This is a genomic window from Streptomyces uncialis (assembly GCF_036250755.1).
GTDB classification, from domain to species: Bacteria; Actinomycetota; Actinomycetes; order Streptomycetales; family Streptomycetaceae; genus Streptomyces; species Streptomyces uncialis.
In genome coordinates this window covers 866734-888498 of the sequence record NZ_CP109583.1, presented here as the reverse complement: position 1 = coordinate 888498, position 21765 = coordinate 866734, and the positions used below count along the sequence as shown (strand labels likewise).

Annotated in this window: 19 protein-coding genes; 4 read left to right on the top strand and 15 right to left on the bottom strand. The window is 73.4% G+C overall.

All coding sequences use genetic code 11. The features are described 5' to 3' along the window. Positions 1–429: 429 nt before the first annotated feature. Together OG711_RS03325 and OG711_RS03320 are read left to right on the top strand one after the other, a co-directional pair. The gene (locus OG711_RS03325; RefSeq protein WP_073786262.1) at positions 430–1245 is read left to right on the top strand and encodes a VOC family protein; all 816 of its coding nucleotides are present in this window, start codon (positions 430–432) and stop codon (positions 1243–1245) included. 89 nt (positions 1246–1334) lie between these two features. Then, the gene (locus OG711_RS03320) at positions 1335–2105 is read left to right on the top strand and encodes a hypothetical protein (RefSeq protein WP_073786261.1); all 771 of its coding nucleotides are present in this window, start codon (positions 1335–1337) and stop codon (positions 2103–2105) included. A gap of 31 nt (positions 2106–2136) precedes the next feature. Here OG711_RS03320 and OG711_RS03315 read toward each other — a convergent pair whose 3' ends face one another. From OG711_RS03315 to OG711_RS03270, 10 genes are all read right to left on the bottom strand, one after another. Beyond that, positions 2137–3171 carry a glutathione S-transferase family protein gene (locus OG711_RS03315; RefSeq protein WP_329558330.1) on the bottom strand — a complete coding sequence of 345 codons (1035 nt, stop codon included), beginning with the start codon at positions 3169–3171 and terminating at the stop codon, positions 2137–2139. Positions 3172–3384: 213 nt separating this feature from the next. After that, complete coding sequence (locus OG711_RS03310; protein ID WP_329558329.1) at positions 3385–4422, bottom strand: PHP domain-containing protein; 1038 nt, start codon at positions 4420–4422, stop codon at positions 3385–3387. 101 nt (positions 4423–4523) lie between these two features. Then, entirely contained in the window at positions 4524–5102 is a 579-nt protein-coding gene (gene pspAB / locus OG711_RS03305; RefSeq protein WP_073786259.1) for a PspA-associated protein PspAB, read from the bottom strand. Positions 5103–5107: 5 nt separating this feature from the next. Further along, positions 5108–6025 carry a zinc metalloprotease HtpX gene (gene htpX / locus OG711_RS03300; protein WP_073786258.1) on the bottom strand — a complete coding sequence of 306 codons (918 nt, stop codon included), beginning with the start codon at positions 6023–6025 and terminating at the stop codon, positions 5108–5110. Positions 6026–6398: 373 nt separating this feature from the next. Further along, complete coding sequence (ligD, locus tag OG711_RS03295) at positions 6399–7415, bottom strand: non-homologous end-joining DNA ligase (RefSeq protein ID WP_073786257.1); 1017 nt, start codon at positions 7413–7415, stop codon at positions 6399–6401. Then, positions 7412–8236, bottom strand: coding sequence for a DNA polymerase ligase N-terminal domain-containing protein (locus tag OG711_RS03290; protein ID WP_329558328.1), 825 nt, complete (start codon positions 8234–8236; stop codon positions 7412–7414). Before OG711_RS03290 ends, ligD begins: the two co-directional genes overlap by 4 nt. 194 nt (positions 8237–8430) lie before the next feature. Next, positions 8431–9468, bottom strand: coding sequence for a methyltransferase (locus OG711_RS03285; RefSeq protein WP_266505126.1), 1038 nt, complete (start codon positions 9466–9468; stop codon positions 8431–8433). A 183-nt stretch (positions 9469–9651) separates the two neighbouring features. After that, the gene (locus tag OG711_RS03280) at positions 9652–10344 is read right to left on the bottom strand and encodes an SMI1/KNR4 family protein (RefSeq protein ID WP_073786255.1); all 693 of its coding nucleotides are present in this window, start codon (positions 10342–10344) and stop codon (positions 9652–9654) included. A gap of 67 nt (positions 10345–10411) precedes the next feature. Then, complete coding sequence (gene rho, locus OG711_RS03275; RefSeq protein ID WP_073786254.1) at positions 10412–11587, bottom strand: transcription termination factor Rho; 1176 nt, start codon at positions 11585–11587, stop codon at positions 10412–10414. A 443-nt stretch (positions 11588–12030) separates the two neighbouring features. Continuing rightward, complete coding sequence (locus OG711_RS03270) at positions 12031–12366, bottom strand: ArsR/SmtB family transcription factor (RefSeq protein ID WP_329558327.1); 336 nt, start codon at positions 12364–12366, stop codon at positions 12031–12033. A gap of 117 nt (positions 12367–12483) precedes the next feature. Here OG711_RS03270 and OG711_RS03265 point away from each other — a divergent pair, with 117 nt between their 5' ends. Beyond that, positions 12484–13683, top strand: a complete 1200-nt coding sequence (locus OG711_RS03265; protein WP_329558326.1) for a cation diffusion facilitator family transporter — start codon at positions 12484–12486, stop codon at positions 13681–13683. On the opposite strand, the gene OG711_RS03260 is transcribed toward OG711_RS03265, so the two are convergent. The 5 genes from OG711_RS03260 to OG711_RS03240 all read right to left on the bottom strand — a co-directional run bounded on the left by OG711_RS03260 (position 13675) and on the right by OG711_RS03240 (position 18731). Further along, positions 13675–14199 carry a GNAT family N-acetyltransferase gene (locus tag OG711_RS03260; protein WP_329558325.1) on the bottom strand — a complete coding sequence of 175 codons (525 nt, stop codon included), beginning with the start codon at positions 14197–14199 and terminating at the stop codon, positions 13675–13677. The two genes, OG711_RS03265 and OG711_RS03260, sit on opposite strands and share 9 nt — an antisense overlap. 318 nt (positions 14200–14517) lie before the next feature. Then, the gene (locus tag OG711_RS03255; RefSeq protein WP_329558324.1) at positions 14518–15402 is read right to left on the bottom strand and encodes an ABC transporter ATP-binding protein; all 885 of its coding nucleotides are present in this window, start codon (positions 15400–15402) and stop codon (positions 14518–14520) included. Between the two features lie 4 nt (positions 15403–15406). Continuing rightward, positions 15407–16519, bottom strand: a complete 1113-nt coding sequence (locus OG711_RS03250; protein WP_329558323.1) for a FecCD family ABC transporter permease — start codon at positions 16517–16519, stop codon at positions 15407–15409. After that, positions 16516–17598 carry a FecCD family ABC transporter permease gene (locus OG711_RS03245; protein WP_405672647.1) on the bottom strand — a complete coding sequence of 361 codons (1083 nt, stop codon included), beginning with the start codon at positions 17596–17598 and terminating at the stop codon, positions 16516–16518. Before OG711_RS03245 ends, OG711_RS03250 begins: the two co-directional genes overlap by 4 nt. 53 nt (positions 17599–17651) lie before the next feature. Further along, positions 17652–18731, bottom strand: a complete 1080-nt coding sequence (locus OG711_RS03240) for an iron-siderophore ABC transporter substrate-binding protein (protein ID WP_329558322.1) — start codon at positions 18729–18731, stop codon at positions 17652–17654. Positions 18732–18971: 240 nt separating this feature from the next. Here OG711_RS03240 and OG711_RS03235 point away from each other — a divergent pair, with 240 nt between their 5' ends. After that, positions 18972–21650, top strand: coding sequence for a SpoIIE family protein phosphatase (locus OG711_RS03235; RefSeq protein WP_266505108.1), 2679 nt, complete (start codon positions 18972–18974; stop codon positions 21648–21650). Positions 21651–21765 lie beyond the last annotated feature (115 nt).

The following is a 21765-nucleotide window of genomic DNA, read 5'->3' as shown; positions in this document are numbered from 1 at the left end:
TGGGTCCTCGGCCGGGACTGCATCCCGCTGGGGCGACACGAAACCCCACTCTCCTGGGACCGGAAGGGAACAACCGCCGTCGGGGCGAGGACGGCCGGTCGGGCCCGCCTCATTGTCCCGCACGCGCCCCTCGTCCCCGAACGGGTTTCCGTGTTCGCGCCATGTTGACGACATGCCGGGGCACCCGAACGGCCCCCGCCACCCGGGGCCGCTCGAGGGGCCGCCGCGCGCCCCGGGCCTGGGGAAGGACCGGGTCCGCAGGTCGCGCGGGTGGCGCCCGCCCTGCGGACGGGTGTGAACGCTGGCAGTCTGGGACGCAGCCCCCCGGGTCCTGGCGGACCCGGCGGGGGGCGGACGGCCGTCAACCACGACGGGCCCGGTTCCGGCCGCTGTCGGCGGCGCCCTCCTGCGAGCGGGACACTGCCTGCGATGGACAAGGAAACCCCGGCGGCGAGCGCCGCACAGCCCCTCACCACCGACACCGTCTTCGGTGCCCCGTGCTGGGTGAGCCTCATGGCACGCGACCTGGGCGCCGCCCAGGACTTCTACGGTCATGTCCTCGGCTGGACCTTCCGCAAGGGCCGCCTGGGCGACGAGTTCTCCGTCGCGCTCTCGGACGGGGTGCCCGTCGCCGGGATCGGCGCACTCGCGCGGACCCTGCGGATGGCGGTCGCCTGGACCCCCTACTTCGCGGTGGGTGACGCGGACGCCACCGCCGCCCGTATCCGCGAACGCAGCGGCACGGTCGCCGTGGGCCCGCTGGCGCTGGCCGGCGGGCGCGGGGTCCTCGCCGCCGACCGGGACGGCGCCGTCTTCGGGATCTGGGAGGGACAGCTGTACTCGGGCTGGGACGTCTGGCACAAGGACGCCCCCGCCTGGCTGCGGCTGCGCACCCGCAACGCGTTCGACGCGGCGATCTTCTACGGCGAGGTCCTCGAATGGGCCTCCGAGCGCCCCGGCTGCTGCGAGGTCGACTACGAGGACGACGAGGTGGTGCTGCGCAGCGGCGGCCATGTCGTCGCCCGCCTCAGCTCCGGAGCGGTGGAAGCGGCCGTCGACCCCACCATCCGCCCCCACTGGCAGGTGTACTTCCCGGTGCCGGATGTCGAGCACGGCGCCCGGGCGGCCGTCGGGCACGGCGGCGCCGAGGTCTCCCGGGAGACGACCCCGTACGGCCCCGAGGTGACCCTGCGCGACCCCGACGGCGGACTGTTCACCCTCACCTCCGACGTCCCGCGCCGCTGAGCCGCCCGAGGGGGCGTCCGGCGACCGCACTCACCCGTCCGGCTTCGCCCCAGGGGTCCGGCCCCCCATGACGGGGCGACGATGGGCGGATGGACAGCGGCTGGTGGTACCGCAACATCGTGGAACCGGGGAAGCTCCCGCTGCTGCTCGCGCTGGTGTCGTTCGTGGTCGCGTTCGCCGTCACCCGGGTCGTGACCCGGATGATCCGCGCCGGGAAGGGCCCCTTCCGCAACGTCACCCCGGGCGGGATGCACGTCCACCATGTGGTGCCCGGCATCATCCTGATGGTCGTCGGCGGATTCCTGCTGCTCGCCGGGGCCCGGCACGGCGTCGGCTCGGGCATCGCGGCCGTCCTGTTCGGGGCGGGCACGGGCCTGGTGCTGGACGAGTTCGCGCTGGTCCTCTACCTCAGCGATGTGTACTGGACCCAGGAGGGCACCAAGAGCGTCGAGGCCGTCATGATCACCGTGGCGCTCGCGCTGCTCCTGTTGTGCGGCTTCGCGCCGTTCGGGGTGGACGGACTCTCCGACGCCGATGTCCAGGGGCGCGCCAACGTCGTCGCGACCGTCGTGGGGAACCTGCTGATGTCCGTCCTGGCCCTGCTGAAGGGCAAGGCCAGGATCGCGGTCATCGGGGTGCTGGTCCCCTTCGTCGCCCTGGTCGGCGCCGTCCGGCTGGCCCGCCCCGCCTCCTGGTGGGCCCGGCGCCTGTACCGCGAACGGCCCCGGGCCCGTGCCCGCGCCTGGACCCGGGCCTACCACCACGACCGCCGCTGGAACGGGCTGCGCCGCCGGGTCAACTACTTCATCGGCGGACGCCCCACCCCCGTCCCGGCGCTCCCGCCGAAACAGGCCCCGTGACACCGGGGCGCCACGGGGCCGGGCCGCGCGCTCAGCCGGCCGGTACGGGCGGACGCCCCGTCGCCGGGACCTCCTCGCCGCGCGGCACCGGGCCCGGCGGGGTCCCGTCACCGAACGGACGGCCGCCGAGCGCCTCGCGGCCGTGCGGGGTCAGCCACTGCGACAGATCCGGGCCCACCGGGACGATCCCGCTCGGGTTCACGCCCGTGTGCACCTGGTAGTAGTGCCGCTTGATGTGGTCGAAGTCGACCGTGTCACCGAACCCGGGCGTCTGGTAGAGATCACGGACGTATCCCCAGAGCACCGGGTTCTCGGTGATCTTCCACAGATTGCACTTGAAGTGGCCGTGGTAGACGGGGTCGAACCGCACCAGCGTGGTGAACAGCCGGATGTCCGCCTCGGTGAGGGTGTCACCGACCAGGTACCGCTGCCCGACGAGCCGTTCGGTGACCTCGTCCAGCCGCCGGAACAGTCCCCGCACCGCCGTCTCGTACTCCTCCTGGCCGGTCGCGAAACCGGAGCGGTACACACCGTTGTTGACATCCTGGTAGATGCCCTCCATCACCGTGTCGATCTCGTCCCGGCGCGCCTCGGGATACAGGTCGGGCGCGCCCTCGCGGTGCAGCGCCGTCCACTCGGTGGCGAAGTCGAGGGTGATCTGCTGGAAGTCGTTCGTCACCAGCTTGCCGCTCGGTACGTCCACCACGGCCGGGACGCTGACCCCGCCGGGGTATCCGGTCTCCCGCGCGTCGTACGCCTCGCTCAGGTACTTGATGCCGAGCACCGGGTCCCGGTCGTCGGGATCGAGGGTGAACCGCCAGCTGCGGTCGTCCTGGATCGGGTCGGTGATCGCCAGCGACACGGCGTCCTCCAGACCGAGCAGCCGCCGGGAGATCATCGTCCGGTTCGCCCAGGGACACGCGCGGCTCACCACCAGCCGGTACCGGCCCGCCTCCACCGGCCAGCCGTCCCGCCCGTCGGCGGTGATCCGGTCCGCGAAGTGACTGCGCGAGCGCTTGAACTTCTTCTTGCCGTACGCCGCGTTGCCGTCGTCGCTCGGGCTCATCGGAATTCCCCTCTCTGTCCGGTGCCCGTCCGTCTCCCGCACGGGTCCCGGTGTCCACTGTGTGCTGTGGTGTTGTCCACTGTGTTTCGCTCTGCTCGTCCGTACCGTCCGGGCCCGCCACGGGACGATCCGGTGCTTCCCGGTCAGCTCCGGTCCTTTCCCGCGTATTCCCGACCCGTACCGGACGATGCGCCACCCGGCCCCGGCCCGTCCTCAGCCCGCGCCCGCGCGCACGGGGGTGCGGCGGGTCGCGGTCCAGGCCACCAGTTCCTCGGCCGACCAGGTGGTGACGATCCGCTCCGGCGGCACCCCGCACTCCTCGGCGCGGGCACAGCCGTACGGCTGCCAGTCGAGCTGGCCCGGCGCGTGGGCGTCGGTGTCGAGGGCGAACAGCACCCCGGCGTCGACCGCCCGCCGCAGCAGCCGCAGCGGCGGGTCGAGGCGCTCGGGACGGCAGTTGATCTCGACGGCCGTCCCGGTCTCCGCACAGGCCGCGAACACCTCGTCCGCGTCGAACGAGGACTCGGGCCGCCCCGGATCGCCCCGCAGCCTGCCGGTGCAGTGCCCGAGGACATCGGAACGGGGATCACGCACCGCCGCGACCATCCGGCGGGTCATCGCGCCCGCGTCCATCCGCAGTTTCGAGTGCACCGACACCACGACCAGATCGAGCCGGTCCAGCAGCTCCGGCTCCTGGTCGAGCGAGCCGTCGTCGAGGATGTCGCACTCGATGCCCTTGAGCAGCCGGAACGGCGTCAGCCCGGGGGCGAGCGCGTCGACCAGGGCGAGCTGTTCCGCCAGCCGCTCGGCCGACAGTCCCCGGGCCACCTTCAGCCGGGGCGAGTGATCCGTCAGTACCGTCCACTCGTGCCCGAGCCGGGCGGCCGTACGGGCCATCTCCTCGACCGGGCTGCCGCCGTCCGACCAGTCGGAATGCGTGTGACAATCCCCGCGCAGCAGCCGCCGCAGCTCCTGCCCGCCCTCGGTGAGCGGACCCCCGGCCTCACGTTCCACCGTCGCCAGATACTCCGGCACCCGCCCCTCCAGCGCCTCGTGGACCACCTTCGCGGTCTTGGGACCGATGCCCTTGACCTTCTCCAGCGAGCCCGCCGCCGCCCGCCTCCCGACCTCCTCCGGCGGCATTCCCGCCACCACCGAGGCCGCCGTACGGAAGGCACGCACCCGGTACGGCGGTGCGAGCGACCGTTCCAGCAGGAACGCGATCCGTTCCAGCGCCGCCACCGGCTCCATCGCCACCTCCACCCGCCCGGGTCCCGGCCCCGTACTCCAGCTTCACCCCCGTGGCACGGCCGCGCACGGCGGACCTCGGGTGCGGTACACGCGGCCGAGGGTCAGAGCCCCGGGGCGCCCCAGAGGGCGAACCAGCGCGAGAGATCCGGCTCGATCCGCAGATCGTCCGTGAGCACCCCCCGCACCTGGAGCTCCAGGGCGTTGTCACGACGGTCCGCCGCGACCGGGGCGAACGGGTAGAAGGTGCCGCGCTTGTACAGATAGACCAGCCCGAGACGGCGCCCTTCGGGGTCCCGGAAACCGACCAGCGAACACAGCAGCTGCGGGCCGAAGCCGCTCTCCTCCAGCGCCGAGTTCACGGCGTGCAGATCACCCACCAGGGCGGGCAGATCGTCCGCGTCCCGGTGGGACACCAGCCAGGAGTACCCGAACGCGTCACGCTCCGACCCGACCGGCGGACCCGTGCGCTGCTCGTCGGCGGCCAGCAGCTCACGGACCTCGTCCTGGATACGGGAGAACTCGGCGCCCTCCACGCTGGAGAAGCACACCGATCCCACCCCGGTCGCGGTGAACCCGGCCGCCGCCTCCAGCGTCACCGCCGCCGAGGGCAGTCCGAACAGCCGGTCCAGATCGGGCGGCACCGGCCGGGTCCGGCCGAGGAGGGTGTCCAGGAACCCCATGGCCGTCAGCCCCGCTGTCCGGCCGTCGGGCCGAGCTGCGCGCTGATCGCGGCCAGCTGCTCCAGCCTCTTCTCCAGCGGAGGATGCGTCGACAGCAGCCGGGACAGACTGCGGTTCGTCTCGCCGCTGATGGCCGGTGCGAAGTAGAACGCGCTGAACGCCTGCGCGGTCCGCAGATCCGAGGTGGGGATGCGCGCGATGTCCCCGGTGAGCTTCGTCAGCGCGGACGCCAGCGCCGAGGGACGGCCGGTGAGCAGCGCGGCGGCCCGGTCGGCGGCCAGCTCCCGGTACCGCGACAGAGCCCTGATCAGTACGAAGCTGATCGCGTAGACCGCGGCCGAGACCGCGACCACGCTCATCAGCACGACGAACGCGTTCTGGTCGCGCCGCCCGCCGAACGCCCCCGAATAGAACGCGAAGCGCACGGCCAGCCCGGCGAGGACCCCGAGGAACGACGCGACGGTGATCACGGCGACGTCCCGGTGCGCGACATGCGACAGCTCGTGCGCGAGGACGCCTTCCAGCTCGTCCGGCTCCAGCCGCCGCATCAGCCCCCGGGTCACGCAGACCACCGCGTGGTCGGCGTTGCGGCCCGTGGCGAACGCGTTCGGCAGATCCAGCGCGGACACCGCCACCTCCGGCTTCGGCATGTCCGCCGTGGCGCACAAGCGGTCCACCACACCGTGCAGCCGCGGTTCCTCCTCGGCGGTGACGATCCGGCCGCGCATCGCGTACAGGGCGATACGGTCCGAGAACCAGTACTGCGCCCACAGCGCCGCGGCGGCGATCACCACGACCAGCACCCAGGACTTCAGCAGGAAGATCAGTACGCCCACGAAGACCACGTACAACAGGCCGAGCAGGAACATCGTGAGCGCCATACGCGCGGTCAGGCGCCGGTCGGGCTCGAAACGGCTTCGCATGGGCCCACCTCCCCGGTGGTCAGGGTGCCGCTTCCGGCCGTCCCCGTACGCAGGGCGGCACAGCCGCCACCACGCACGGCCGGTTCGGCCGGTACCTCCATGGTCCGTCATCAGGCGTCCGGAGGACAGCGGCGAGGGGATGGTTCGGGATATTTCATACGCTTCTCAGATGATTCGTTCTGATGTGAGGGGTGCGTGGGCCTCTCGGACGCCGTGCTCCCCGGCCCCGGGGCGGCTCGTGCACCGCGGAGAGTGCGACCCGCCACGGAGAGCGACCGACCGTGGCGTAACCACCAGGGCGTAACCACCAGGCAGTCCCTCGCCGCATCCGGCATGCCGCGTCCCGTGTGACCGGGCCCGCCCCCCGGGCTCCTCACGGTGGCGGACCGGCCTCCTCCCGGACCACGTCCCGCGGGCGTTTGTCGTCCCGCAGTCCGGTGAAGCGGGGATGCCGCAGCATCCCGTCCCGGGTCCACTCCGCGAACTCCACCTGCGCCACCAGGCTCGGCTCCACCCACCGGGGGTGCCGTTCCGTGACCCGGTCGCCGAAGGGGGAGTCCGGGCGGCGCAGTCCGTCGAGCCGGGTCCGCAGCACGGTCAGCGTCCGGGACGGGAAGCCGGTGCCGACCTTGCCCGCGTACCGCAGCACCCCGTCCGCGTAGTGGCCCAGCAGCAACGCGCCGAACCCGGTCCGGCCCCCGGCGGGCTCGGTGAACCCGCCGATCACGAACTCCTGGCCGCGCGAGCACTTCAGCTTCAGCCAGTCCGGGGACCGGCGCGGCTGGTACCGGCTGTCGGCCCGCTTGGCGATCAGGCCCTCCCAGCCCCGGGCACACGCCTGCGCCAGCAGATCGGTGCCGCCCGCGTTGCGGTGCGGGGTGAACCGCAGGGGCGTCCGGTACGTCAGCGCCCGGCGCAGCAGCGACTTCCTGGTCCGCAGCGGCAGCCCGGTGGTGTCGGCCCCGTCGAGCCGCAGCACGTCGAACACGCAGTACGTCACCGCCACCCCGCTCGCCGCCACCTCCGCGGCCCGGGTCAGCCCCATCCGCCGCTGGAGCAGCCCGAAGTCCGTCCGGCCGTGCGTGAACGCCACGATCTCCCCGTCGACCGTGAAATCGGCGCGCTCCTGCGCGGCCAGCGCGGCGGCGATCTCCGGGTAACTGCCGTCGACCCGGCGCCCGCTGCGGGAGACAAGAGTGACCGTGCCGGCCTCCCGGACGGCGAGCATCCGCACGCCGTCCAGCTTCCGTTCGAAGATCCAGCGCGCGGAGAACTCCCGGCGGTCGCTGAGCGTCGCGGTCATGGGACGCGCGGCGAGTTCCCGGCCGGGGCGCGCCACGGACAGCAGCCGCACCTGCTCCGGCGGCAGCGAACCGAGCAGCCCGCTCATCCCCGCGCGCTCCCCGGCCGCCCGGCCCGCCGCCCGCCCCGGTCGCTCTCCCAGACGGCCTCGGGACGTTCCGCGACCTGCCGCAGCGTCCGGCCGCTGCGCGCGGACCGGGCCCGGCGGGGGTCGGGGGTGCCATGGCCGTCCCGGCGCGCCCGCTCGTCCCGGGACTTCACCAGCAGCCAGGCGGCCCGCCCCGATCCGCCCTCGCCGTCCCGGAACCGGGTCAGCGCGTAGCCGCCGCGCAGCTTCGTCCCGTCGAGCCAGAACGTCGCGTGCCCCAGCTCCAGGGACCGGGCGAAGGGGACCGGCCGGTGGCGCCGGTCATGGCTGGTCGGCCGGTAGGTGCCGTGGTCCCAGACGATGACAGTGCCGCCGCCGTACTCGCCGGGCGGGATCACTCCCTCGAACGCGCGGTACTCCAGCGGGTGGTCCTCGGTGGGCACCGCCAGCCGTTTGTCCCCGGGGTCGGTGGACGGCCCCCGGGGCACCGACCAGGACTTGAGGACACCGTCGACCTCCAGCCGGAAGTCGAAGTGCGTGGTGCTCGCGGCATGGATCTGTACGACGAACCGGTGTCCGGCGCCGGGCTCCGCCGCCTCGCCGTCCGCCGGTACGGCCGCGTCCTCGGTGGACGCGGGCAGGCCCCGGGGCTCCCCGGTCCGGTCGAAACGGCGCTTGGCGTGGTACGCGCGCAGTTCCCCGCCGGGTACGCCGCCCTGCTCGGTGCCGCCGCCGTGCTCGGTGCCGCTGTCGCGCTTCGAGCCGTGGTCGTGGCGCGTACCGGGCTCGCCGTCACGTTCGCCGGGCTCGTCGTCGGGCATGGAGCCTCCTTCGCGCACGGCTGCCCCCGCCCCACCAGCATCACCCGCACCCGGGCCCGCCGCACCGGCGCGGGCACCGGCAGTCGGTGTCCGCGAGGTGGGCCGCACCCGTCCCCGGCCGCCCCGGCGGACCCAGCCGCCCCGCCGGAAACACCGGACCCAGCAGCACAGCCGGAACGCCGGGGACGGGGGGCTCAGCCGCGGGTGCGGGCCTCGATGACATGCATCCCGGGTGCTTCGAGCGGCAGCGTACGGATGTGCTCGTAGCCCGCGGTGTCCAGCAGCGCGGCGTACTCGGTTTCGGTGCGTTCCCGTCCGCCCAGGCCGAAGAGCATCACCAGATCCAGGGCCGTCGTCTGCCCGGGGCCCGGCAGTTCGGGCAGCACCGCCTCCACGATCAGCAGGCGGCCCTGTCCGCTCTCCTGGGCCTTGCGGCAGGCGCGCAGGATCTCCAGCGACTTCTCGTCGTCCCAGTCGTGCAGGATCCAGGACAGCAGCAGCGTGTCGGCCCGGGGGACAGCGGCGAAGAAGTCCCCGGACACCACCGTGGCCCGCTCGCCCACCCCTGCCGCGTCCAGCGCGCCACGGGCCGCTTCCGCCATGTGCGGAAGATCGAAGACCGTTCCGGTCGCCGCCGGGGCGGAGGAGAGGATCTCGGAGATCAGGGTCCCCAGCCCGCCGCCGATGTCGGCCAGGGACCCGGCGTCCGAGAAGTCGTACGCCGAGGCGACCGCGCGGGCGGTCCGGCGGGTGAAGGACGCCATGGCGGCGTGGAACACGTCGTTGTCGTCGGGGTGCTCGGCCATATGGCCGAAGTAGGTGTTGCCGAACCGCTCCTCGAACGCGGGCCGTCCCGTCCGCAGCGTGAACAGCGGATCGTCGAACATCCGGAACGTCACCCGGTACATCAGCCTGAACCATGGGCGCAGGGTCTGCGGATGCGCCGACTCCAGCAGGACGCTGGTCCCGGTGGGACCGTAACCACCGGTGCCGTCCAGGGTGAACACCCCGGTGGCGACGAGCGGTCGCAGCAGCCGGCCCAGGGCATCGGGCAGCGAACCGGTCGCCTCGGCGAGCGCCGCCAGGGGAACCGGACCCCGGGCGACGAGATCGGGTATCCCGAGCTCCGCGGCGGTCTGGAGCGCCCGGTCGGTGACGAACCCCCAGGACTGCTGGACCAGCTGATCGGCGAGCGCGGGGGCCGCGGCGGAGGACGGAACGGAAGGGGTCAAGGCGTGCTTCTCCCATGGTCGGTGGACGGCTGACGGGGCGTCACGGCGGCGCGGCGGACCCGTCGGGCGTCAGGGCGGTACGCGTGGGCCCGGAGGTTTCGACCCCGGACACCCGGCATCCGATGATCATCGTGCACCCGCGCGGGCCACGCCAGACCCGTGCACCGGCTACGTCCGGGGCCGTCAGGCCGCCTCCCCGTACCGCTCCGCCGTGCGCTCGGCCTCCTCCAGCCAGCTCATGTACCACTGCGCGAAGGTGAGCGAGCGGCCGTCCGGGCCGGTGAGGGGCTCGATGTCGGCCCAGTCGGCCCGGGGGTCGTCCCAGACGGTGCCCGCCTCCGGACCGGAGACCACGAGCCACTGCCGCAGACAGCACCCCTTATGGCACAGACATATCGCGCCGATGGTCCGCTCCCCGGAGAACAGCACCTCGGAATGGCGCTCGTCCCACTCGTCGTACGCGGCCTCGAAGGCGTCCGGGGCGTCCGGGAAGTCCTCCTCCTCGGGAGTCCTCGCCTGGAGCGCGGCGAGCTCGGCGGCGTCCGCACGGACCGTGGCGAACGGCTCCCCGAGCCGGGCGGGATCCGTCATGTCACCGCCGTCCCCCTCCCAGCCCCAGCGGCCGTCCGCGTCCAGGACCACCGGGAACACGCCGTACGAGGGGCCCGCTCCGCCCGCGCCCACCTGGAGCAGGAATCCGCGGTACTCCTCCGGCAGCCGCGTACCGATCTGGCCCTCCAGCTCCGCGAGCTGTGCCCGGGTCAGCGGAGCCCGCAGCGGCTCACCGTCCGGCAGGCCGAACACCTGCTCCGCACCCGGGTGTCCAGCCAGCGCCAGCACCCGCTCGCGGACCCCCGCCCACCTGTTCTCATCCATGGCGCGATCCTAGGCGCCACCACTGACAACCCCTGGTGACCAGGCGCTTCGCCGTCGTCGCCGCGTGTCAGGACGGCGGCAGGGTGGCCCGCGCCTTGCGCAGGAAGTCGGCGTTGGAGGGGGTGCTGCGCATCCGGTCCAGCAGGGTCTCCAACGCGGTCTGGACGCTCTGGCCGATCAGCGCGCGCCGCAGGCCCCGGACCACCGCCAGATCCGGTGCGGGGACGAGGAATTCCTCCCGCCGGGTGCCCGAGGCGACGATGTCCACCGCCGGGTACACCCGCTTGTCGGCGAGTTCCCGGCTGAGCCGGATCTCCATGTTGCCGGTGCCCTTGAGCTCCTCGAAGTAGTAGTCGTCCGCGCGGGAACCGGTCTCGACCAGGGCCGTCGCGAGGATGGTCAGCGATCCGCCCTCCTCCGCGCAGCGCGCGGCCCCGAACAGCCGCTTCGATCCCGACAGGGCCCGTGCGTCGACCCCGCCGCTGAGCGTACGGCCGCCGGACGAGGCCGCGTTGTTGTGCGCGCGGCACAGCCGGGTCAGCGAGTCCAGCAGCATGACGACGTCCTTGCCGCGTTCGACCAGCCGCTTGGCGCGCTCCACCGCGAGTTCCGCGAGGGCGATGTGGTCCTTCGCGGGGCGGTCGAAGGTGGAGGCCAGCACCTCGCCGCGGACCGTGCGCCGCATGTCGGTGACCTCCTCGGGCCGCTCGTCCAGCAGGACGACCATGAGCACGCAGTCGGGGTGGTTGCGGGCGACGGCGGCGGCGAGCTGCTGGAGGAGCACGGTCTTGCCGGTCTTCGGCGGGGCGACGATCAGCCCGCGCTGTCCCTTGCCGACGGGCGACACGAGATCGGTGACGCGCATCGTGAGCCCGCTCGCCCCGCCCTCCATCCGGAGCGCCTCCCGGGGGTGCAGCGGGGTGAGATCACCGAAGTGCGGGCGGAGGCCCAGCTGCTCGGGGGGCAGGCCCTCCACCAGGTCGACCCGGCCGACGGTCCGCTTGACGCCCCGCTTCGCGTCGGCGCCCGTGCTCAGGGTTCCTGAGACGGCGTCACCCGTGCGCAGCCCGAGCCGGCGCACGAGCGTGACCGGGACGTACGGGTCCTGGGGGGTGGGCATGAGGTCGGGGGGCCGCAGGAACCCGTGGCCCTGCGGGGTGAGGTCCAGGACCCCGGCCACCGTGACCTCGGCGGGCCGGACGGTGGTGCCTCGCGTGGTGGGGTGTTCGAGGATGCTGGTCATGGGGACGGGGTCCTTTCGCGGACGGCGGGTGAGTGAACTGGCAAGGGGTGGACCCGGTGTCGGGGCAAGGGGCGGCACGACCACGCCCCCGCGGCGGGCGGAAGAGGCCCGCGACCGGAACAGAACGGAGAAACACACACTCCTCGACGTCCGCCGGCCCGGGAAGGACGAGCGGTGGCGCACCCCGTGGGCGGGGTGGCGAAGAGGTGATAGGGAGAGATACGGCAACGGCGCCGAGAGCGGCGTACACATGTGCCACATTCAAAGTACCACGCGGTGGCGGCGGATGGTCCTGATCGCCGCGCGGACGACACGGACCGGTTTCCGGCCCCGGTCCGGGCCTGGGCGGCCCGGGGCTCCCGGATGCCCAACCGTACTACGAAGCAGAGCAGTTGAATTCTTGGGAGGCGCTTCCGACCCGCCGCCGCCCGTTCCCGCGGCGATTACCGGTCGGTGAGGCGCAGCGCCTCGTCCACCACCCGTCGCACCGGCCCCTCCGGGAGGGAATACACGACGCGGCGGCCGTCCTTGCGCGTGCTCACCACCCCCGCCAGCCGCAGTCGCGCCAGATGCTGGCTCACAGCGGGCCGGGCGGCGCCCGAGGCCCTGGTCAGCGTGCTCACATCGGCCTCGCCCCCGGCCAGCCGCTTCAGCAGGATCAGCCGGGTGCGATCCCCGAGCAGGGCGAGCACCTCCGCCGCGCGTGCGTACGCGTCGCTGTCGCCCGGGGGGCGCGGGTGCGCATCCTGCGCAGATGAAAGGTGCGTGCGTGCGCTCATACGCACATGATGGGCCGCCGGGCGGGGCATGTCCACCGTGCGGGCCAGGAACCGCCCGCCCCGAGAGGCCCCCGGCCGCGGCCGGACCCCGCCCACCGCCATGGAGGACGTCCCCGGATGAGTCCCGACCCCCACCCGCACCAGGGTCATCACCACGAGCACGGCCAGGAGCACCGCCAAGGTCACGGACACCCGTACATACCGGGTCACCAGCACCAGCACCAGCACGACGAGGGCCAGGGCCACGGCCAGGGCCAAGGTCACGGTGACGGACAAGGCCACGATCACGGTGACGGACAAGGCCACGATCACAGTCACCGGTCCCGGCCGCGCCGCCTCACGGACCGCCTCGCCCACCGCTTCCGGCCGCACTCCCACGACAGCGGGCAGAAGGTCGACGCTGCCATGGAGGCGTCCGCGCGAGGTCTGCGGGCGCTGTGGATCTCGCTCGCCGTGCTCGGTGCCACCGCCATGGCCCAGGCGGTCGTCGTCGTGCTGTCGGGCTCCGTCGCGCTGCTCGGGGACACCGTCCACAACACCGCCGACGCACTGACCGCCGTCCCCCTGGCCGTCGCGTTCCTGCTCGGACGGCGGGCCGCCAACCGCCGGTTCACCTACGGCTACGGACGGGCGGAGGACCTGGCGGGACTGGCCGTGCTGCTGGTGATCGCCGGTTCGGCGGCGTTTGCCGCGTGGTCCGCCGTCGAGCGGCTGCTGTCACCCCGGGAGATGACCCATGTGCCGGTGGTCGCCGTCGCGGCGGTCATCGGATTCCTCGGCAACGAGGCGGTCGCGCGCTACCGCATCAGGGTCGGCCGGGAGATCGGCTCGGCGGCGCTGGTAGCGGACGGACTGCACGCGCGCACGGACGGGTACACCTCACTGGCGGTGCTGCTGAGCGCCGGGGGAGCCGCCCTGGGCTGGGGGCTCGCCGACCCGCTGGTCGGTCTCGCCATCACCGCCGCGATCCTGCTGGTGCTGCGCGACGCGGCCCGCGAGGTGTTCCGGCGGGCCATGGACGCGGTGGACCCGGCGCTGGTCGACGGGGCGGAACACGCCCTGCTCGCGACTCCCGGGGTGCGGTCCGTGGGCGAGCTGCGGCTGCGCTGGATCGGGCACCGGCTGCGCGCCGAGGTCTCGGTCGTGGTCGACGGGGATCTGACGGTCCGGCAGGCACATCAGGTGGCCGTGGACGCGGAGCACGCGCTGCTGCACTCCGTACCCCGGCTGACGGCCGCGCTGGTCCACGCCGATCCCGCGCCGGAGCCGGGCGGACCCGATCCGCATCTCACGCTCGCCCACCATCCGTCACACTGAGGACACCCGCACCGGGCGGCCTTCGCCGTCCGGTACCGCGAGCGCGAGGCTGAAGCACCGTGCCGGACGCCCGTCCAGCACGGTCTCGCCCGCCGGTACGAAGCCCGTGCGGATCAGCACCGCCCGCGAGCCCGCGTTGTCGAGGGTCGCCGCGGCCCGCAGCGAGGTCAGACCGTATTCGTGGGCAGCGCGGGCACAGATCCGCCGCACCACGTCGGTGGCGAGCCCCCGGCCGGTGGCCTTGCGGGCGATCCGGAAGCCCAGTTCGGCCTCGCCGTCCGCGGCATCGATCAGATTGACCCGGCCCAGCACCTCGCCGTCCCCGTCCACGACCAGATGGAACCAGCCGAGTCCGGCGGCCTGCTCGGCCAGCAGCGCTTCGTGCCGTGCGGCGAAGCCGGTGAAGTAGGCGTCACCCCGGTCGGGCACCGACTCGGCGAAATAGGCGCGGTTCTCCCACTCGAAGGCACGCAGCGCGGCGGCGTGGTCGGCGCGGAGCAACTGGATCTCTGGCATACGCGTACGGTACGCATGCCCGGCCCCGCTTCCCACGGAATATCGTCCGGGCGGGCGAACGGCCCGCCCCGCCCCCGCCGGCGACGCCCTGGGCCCGCTGCCCCGCCCCGCCCCCGCCGGCGACGCCCTGGGCCCGCTGCCCCGCCCCGCCCCCGCCGAGCGACGCCCTGGGCCCGCTGCCCCGCCCCGCCCCCGCCGGCGACGCCCTGGGCCCGCTGCCCCGCCCCGCCCCCGCCGCCGACCCACCCTGGTGCCGAGTCCGGACTCCCCACCCGCGACGCATCACGTTCCGCGCTGACCACCGGCGGCGACCCGTACCTAGGAACCCCGGGGCGCGCCCAGTACCTTGACCGCGTCGTCGGCCGTGACCGCCGGGTCGCCCGTGTGGTGCCGTCCCACGGGGATCACCATCGGGGTCCCGCTCACGGGGTCGGCGACCACCTGGCAGCGCAGCCCGAACACGTCCGCCACCGACTCCGCCGTGATGACCTCGCCGGGCGGGCCCTCGGCGGCGATCCGGCCGGACTTCATGGCGACGACGTGGTCGGCGTAGCGGCACGCCTGGTTGAGGTCGTGGAGCACCATGACGACCGTGCGGCCCTCGTTGCGGTTCAGATCGGTGACGAGGTCCAGGACGTCGATCTGATGGGCGAGGTCCAGATACGTGGTCGGCTCGTCCAGCAGCAGGATGGGTGTGCCCTGGGCGACGGCCATGGCGATCCAGGCCCGCTGGCGCTGTCCGCCGGACAGCTCGTCGACCGCGCGGTCCGCGTGCTCGGTCATGCTGGTGGCGGCCAGGGCCTCCCGTACCGCCTGTTCGTCGCCGGTGGACCACTGCCGCCACCAGGTCTGGTGGGGGGAGCGGCCCCGGGTCACCAGATCGGCCACGGTCAGTCCCTCGGGGGCTACCGGGGACTGCGGCAGCAGACCGAGGCGTTGCGCGAGCTGCCGGGTGGGGACCTTGTGGATCGCCTGTCCGTCGAGCCGGACCGCGCCCTCCCGGGGGGTCAGCAGCCGGGCGAGGGCCCGCAGCAGGGTGGACTTGCCGCAGGCGTTGGCGCCGACGACGGCGGTGATCCGGCCGGGCGGCACCACGAGGTCCAGGCCGTCGACGACGATCCGGTCGTCGTAGGCGAGGCGCAGGTTCTCCGCGCGCAGATCGGGCGCGTCGTCCGGCGCCGCCGGGGGCGGGGTTGTCGACATGGGGTCAGCCTCCTGAACCCGCGCGGTTCACGCGGATGAGCAGCCAGAGCAGGACGGGCGCGCCGAGCACGCCGGTGACGATGCCGACGGGCAGTTCGGTGCCGTCGATCAGGGTCCGGGCGGCGATGTCGGACACCAGGATCAGCAGGGCGCCGGTCAGCCCGGCGGCCAGTGGTGGCGGCCAGGCGGTACCGGCGAGGCGCTGCGCGATCTGCGGGGCGGCCAGCGCCACGAAGGCGATCGGACCGGCCGCCGCCGTCGCGAACGCGACGAGGCCCACCCCGCACAGCAGGACCGCGAGCCGTACGGTCTGCACCCGGGTGCCGAGTCCGGCGGCCACGTCGTCCCCGAGGAGCAGGGTCCGCATCAGCCGTCCCAGCAGCAGCGCGGTGGGCAGCAGGACGAGCAGCGCGACGGCGAGCGGTCCGGCCTGCTGCCAGTCGCGGCCGTTGAGGTTGCCGACGAGCCAACCGAAGGCGGCCTGGGCCTGCATCCGGCCGCCGTGCGCGAGCAGATAGTCGGTGGCGGAGGTGCACACCCAGGACACCCCGATGCCGACCAGGATGATCCGGTAGCCGGTGGTGCCGCGCCGCCAGGCGAGGGAGTACACCACGAACGCGGAGGCCAGCGCGCCGAGCAGGCCGAGTGCCTGGGTGCCGAGGCCGCCGTCCCAGCCCAGGACCAGCCCGGCGGCGACCGCGGTGCCGGCACCCTGGGTGAGGCCGATCATGTCGGGGCTCGCGAGCGGATTGCGGGTCATCGTCTGGAACAGCGCGCCGGACACCCCGAACGCGATGCCCGCGAGCAGCCCGACCATGGCCCGGGGCAGCCGCAGTTCCGTGACGACGAGCGTGGTGCCCGGGTCGCCGGAGCCGGTGAGGGCGGCGATCACCTCGGGCAGCGGTACGGCGAACTCCCCGACGGAGACATGGCGGCTGAGGGCGGCGAGGACGGCCACCGCCAGCAGGACCGTCACCACGACGAGCCGGGGGCGCAGCGTTCCCGAGACGGGTACGAGGGTGAGCCGGAAGGGGCGGGGCCCGCCGAACGGCCGCCGTGGCCGGAGTTTGTCCGTCTCGCCGACCGTGCCGGCCGGTGGAGCACTCGACACGGTCATACCTCCGCGAGCTTGCGCCGACGGACCAGCGCGATGAAGAACGGTCCGCCGATGAAGGCGATGATGAGTCCCGCCTGGACCTCGGCCGGGCGGGCGACGAGACGGCCCAGCAGATCGGCGGCCAGCAGCAGCGCCGCGCCCAGGGCCCCCGACAGCGGCAGCAGCAGCCGCTGGTCGGGACCGCGCCCGGTGTACTGCGCGAGCGAGCGTGCGGCGTGCGGCACCACCAGGCCGAGGAAGACGACCGGTCCGATCGCGGCGACGGACGCCCCGGTGAGCAGGGTGATCGCGACGACCCCTTGGAGCCGGATCAGACCGAGGCGGCGGCCGAGCGAGGTCGCGACATCGTCGCCGAGGGCCAGGCTGTTGAGCGCGGGAGCCGCCGCGAGCACGAGGGCCGCCCCGAGCGCGAGGAACGGCAGCATCCGTACGACGGTGGCGCCGTCCTGGTCGGCGAGCGAGCCCGCCGACCAGAACCGGAACCGGTCCAGGGCCTCCGGATCGGTCAGCACGATCGCGCTGGTCAGCGAGGACAGTACGGAGGTGACGGCGATCCCGGCGAGGGCGAGCTTGACCGGGGTGGGCCCGGAGCGCCCGAGCTGTCCCAGGAGGTACACCACGACGGCGGCGATCAGCGCGCCCGCGAAGGCGAACCACACCTGTCCGAGCAGCGAGCCGAGGCCGAGCACCCCGGCGGCGAGCACGATCGCGAAGGACGCCCCGGCGCTGACCCCGAGGATGCCGGGGTCGGCCAGCGGATTGCGGGTGAGTGCCTGCATCACCGCGCCGGACAGCCCCATGGCGGCCCCGGCGGCGAGCGCGAGTCCCGTCCGGGGCACCCGGACCGACCACACGATGTTCTCGACCCGTTCGCCGACCGGGTTCCCGAGCAGGGCGTCGACGACCTGGCCGGGCGGGATGCTCAGCGCGCCGAGGCCCAGTGACAGCAGGCACAGCGCCAGCAGTCCGCCGGCCAGGACGGTGGTGAGCAGGACGGCCCGGCCCCGGGAGGCCGGGGGAGCGGGGAGCGGTGGGCCCGACTGGGCGCCGTGGGGTGGTGTCGTCTTCTTCGTCAGCATGGAAGGCTCCGGCCGGAGCGGCCCGGCGCGTCACGCGCCGGGCCGCCCCCGGCTCAGGACTCGGGTCCGCCCACCTTCGTCCCCGGCTTGCCGTCGACCGCGGCCTTGAGCTGGGGAACCAGCCGGTCGGTGGTGTACGGCAGGCTCAGCACGGTGACGAAGCTGACCGCGTCACCGTAGGGGGTGCCGTCCTGGACGAAGACCTCACGGCCCTCCTTGACGACGTCCAGGCCGTTGTAGAGCTTGTTGGCGTGCAGCTTCGCGGCGTCCTTCTTGAGGTCGGGGACCGTCCACACGAGGGCGTCGGTGTCGACGAGGTCGGTGCGCTCCTTGCTGATGTTGGCGCCGAACTCGTCGCCGACGACCTCCTTCAGCCCGTCAGGCTGGGTGAAGCCGAGGCTGGCCAGCAGCCGGGTACGCGGGTCCTCGGGGCCGAAGACGAACATGCCCTGGTAGGGGGTGGCCATCACGGCGGTGCGGCCCTTGAAGGCGGGGTTGGCGGCACCCGCGTCGCTGATGTGCTTCTCCGTCGCCGCGACCAGCTTCCTGGCCTTCGCGGGCTGCCCGAGCGCGGTGCCGATGGCCTCGGTCTGCTGCTGCCAGGGCAGACCGAAGTCGTTGTAGCCCTGGGGCTGGACGACCACCGGCGCGATCTTCGACAGGGTGCGGTACTGGTCCTTGGTGAGACCCGCGTACAGGGCGAGGATCACATCCGGGTCCAGCGCGGCGATCTTCTCCGTCTGGGGGCCGGTGCCGGTGTCCTTGAGGACGGCGGGCGGCTTCGCCGAGCCCAGCTCGTCCTCGGCCCAGGGCCCGATGTTGCCCTTGTAACCGCTGGTCAGCCACTCGGTGGTGCCCACCGGGACCTTGCCGAGCGCGAGGACCGCGTCCTGGTCGGTCAGACCGACCGTGACGATCCGCTCCGGCTCCTCGGCTATCTTCGTCGATCCGTACTTGTGCTCGATGGTGACCGGGAAGGCGCCCTTCTCGACGGCCCCCGACCGGCCGGTGCTCCCGGAGTCCTCACCGTCCCGGTCCGGCGAGCCGCAGCCCGCGGCGGCTCCGGCCAGCAGGGCCGTACCGGCGGCTACGGCGGCGAAGCGGGTGGAGAGACGCTTGCGGAGTGGCGGCATCTGGCGGGGTCCTTCGGGAGCGGCGGGAACAGCGTGGAACGGGATACGGCCATGGGCGGCCGACCGGGACGTACACGGCGGGCGGAAGAGGCCCCGCGGGTGCGGACCGGGTGGCGACCCATGGCTGAAAAGTTAGGCCAGCCTAACTTGAGTTCCAGTCGGAGGAAAACACTCCGTACGGTCGCGCGGCCGCGTCGGCGCGCCATGCGGGCCGTTGGCGGTGGGTGTAGTAATGAGGACATGGCCGCCCGCTACGGCCGCCCGCGCCTGGTTCCGAGCATGCGAACTGTCGCCGGTCAGGTCTTCCTCGTGCAGTTGGCGATCGTGGTGCTGCTCGTCGCGACCGCGCTCGCAGCGCTCATCTTCCAGACGCGGGCGGACGCGGAACAAGAGGCGCGCAACCGTTCGATCGCGGTCGCCGAGACCTTCGCCAGTTCCCCCGGTATCGAGGCCGCCCTGCGCAGCCGCGACCCGTCCGCCGTGCTCCAGCCCCGCGCCCTGGAGGCCCAGCGCCGCTCCGACGTCGGCTTCATCGTCGTCGTCAACCGGGAGGGCATCCGCTACACGCACCCCGTACCGCAGCGCATCGGTCTGCGGTTCGTCGGGGACCTCGGCCCCGTCTTCGCCGGACAGGTCGTCACCGAGAAGTCCGAGGGCTCCATCGGCCAGCTCGTCCAGGCGACCGTCCCGATCTACGGCGCCGGCGGCCAGGTCATCGGCGCCGTCTCCGCCGGGATGGCCGTCTCCCAGGTGCAGAGCGTGATCGAGGCCCAGTTCCCCCTGGTCTTCGGCGTCGCCGCCGGTGTTCTGCTGCTCGGGGCGGCCGGTGTCGCCGTCGTCAACCGCCGGCTGCTCCGCCAGACCCACGGCCTCGGCCCCACCGAGATGACCCGGATGTACGAACACCACGACGCCGTTCTGCACGCCGTGCGCGAAGGCGTCCTCATCGTCGGCGGCGACAAACGGCTCCTGCTCGCCAACGACGAGGCCAGACGGCTGCTCGACCTGCCGTCCGACGTCGAGGGACGCCCCGTCGCCGACCTCGGCCTTGACCCGCGCGCCGCCGAGCTCCTGGAGTCCGGGCGCCCCGCCAACGACGAGGTGTTCGCCGTCGGCGACCGGCTCCTCGCCTTCAACCAGCGCCCCACCGACGAGCACGGCGGACCCCCCGGCAGCGTCGCCACCCTCCGTGACACCACCGATCTGCGGTCCCTGACCGGCAAGGCCGACCTCGCCCGCGGCCGGCTGCGGCTGCTCTACGACGCCGGGACGAAGGTCGGCACCACCCTCGACATGGTCCGCACCTGCGAGGAACTCGCGGAGTTCGCCACCGCCGAGTTCGCCGACCACGCCTCCGTCGACCTCGTCACCGCCGTCCTGCGCGGCGAGGAACCCCAGGCGACCGGCACCGGACGCGAGATGCGCCGCACCGCCTACAGCGGCCCCGACGACGGGGGCGCGCTGTTCCCCGTCGGCCACCACATGAGCTTCGTCGGCACCACCCCGCTCGGCGCCGTCCTCACCGACGGCACCTCCGTCCTCGACGCCGACCTGAGCGCCTACTCCGGCTGGGAGCTCCAGTCGCCCGAACGGGCCCGCACCGTCGTCGCCGCGGGCCTCAACTCGATGATCGCCGTCCCCCTGCGGGCCCGGGGCGTCGTCCTCGGCGTCGCGATCTTCTGGCGCTCCCGGGACCGGGAACCCTTCGACGACGACGACCGCTCACTGGCCGAGGAACTCGTCGCCCGCGCCGCCGTCAGCGTCGACAACGCCCGCCGCTACGCCCGCGAGCACGCCATGGCCGTCACCCTCCAGCGCAGCCTCCTCCCGCACGGCCTGCCCGAGCAGAGCGCGCTGGCCGCCGCCTTCCGCTACCTGCCCGCCCAGGCCGGACTCGGCGGCGTCGGCGGCGACTGGTTCGACATCATCCCGCTGCCCGGCGGCCGGGTCGCCCTCGTCGTCGGGGACGTCGTCGGCCACGGACTGCACGCCGCCGCCACCATGGGCCGGCTGCGCACCGCCGTGCACAACTTCTCCACCCTCGACCTGCCCCCCGACGAGCTCCTGTGGCACCTCGACGAACTCGTCACCCGCCTCGACCAGGAGGAGAGCGGCGACGACATCGCCGTCCCCGGCCCCACCCTCCGGGTCACCGGGGCCACCTGCGTCTACGTCATCTACGACCCCGTCACCGGCCACTGCTCCATGGCCCGCGCCGGACACCTCCAGCCCGCCCTCCTGCTGCCCGACGGCACCGCCCGGTTCGCGGACGTACCCGGCGGCCCGCCCCTCGGCCTCGGCGGACTGCCCTTCGAGACCCTCGAACTCCAGCTCCCCGAGCACACCCGCCTCGTCCTGTTCACCGACGGACTCGTCGAGGACCGCGACCGTGACATCGACGAAGGACTCGAACTGCTGCGCACCACCCTGGAGGCCAACACCCACCGAACCGTCGACGGACTGTGCGAGGCCACCCTGAGCGCCCTGGTCCCCGACACCCCCCGGGACGACATCGCCCTGCTCGTCGGCCGCACCCGCATCCTCGGACCCGACCGGGTCGCCGACTGGGAAGTGCCCTCCGACCCCGCCGCCGTCGCCGAGGTCCGCTCCGACGTCGCCCGCACCCTCACCGAATGGGGCCTCGCCGACGAGGCGTTCACCACCGAACTGATCCTCAGCGAACTGGTCACCAACTCCATCCGCTACGCGGCGGGCCCCATCCGCGTCCGGGTCATCCGTGACCGCGCCCTGATCTGCGAGGTGTCCGACCACAGCAGCACCTCACCCCACCTCAGACAGGCCGCCATCACCGACGAGGGCGGCCGGGGACTGTTCCTCGTCTCCCAGGTCGCCGAACGCTGGGGCACCCGCTACACCAGCGGCGGCAAGGTCATCTGGACCGAACAGCCCCTCCCCTGAACCCCCTTCGCCCCATCCGCGAGCCACACCCGCCCCGCACACGTCGGCACCCGTCACCTCGCGCCGGACATCCGTACGACCCCGTCCACCGCACATCTGTACCGCTGGTCACCCG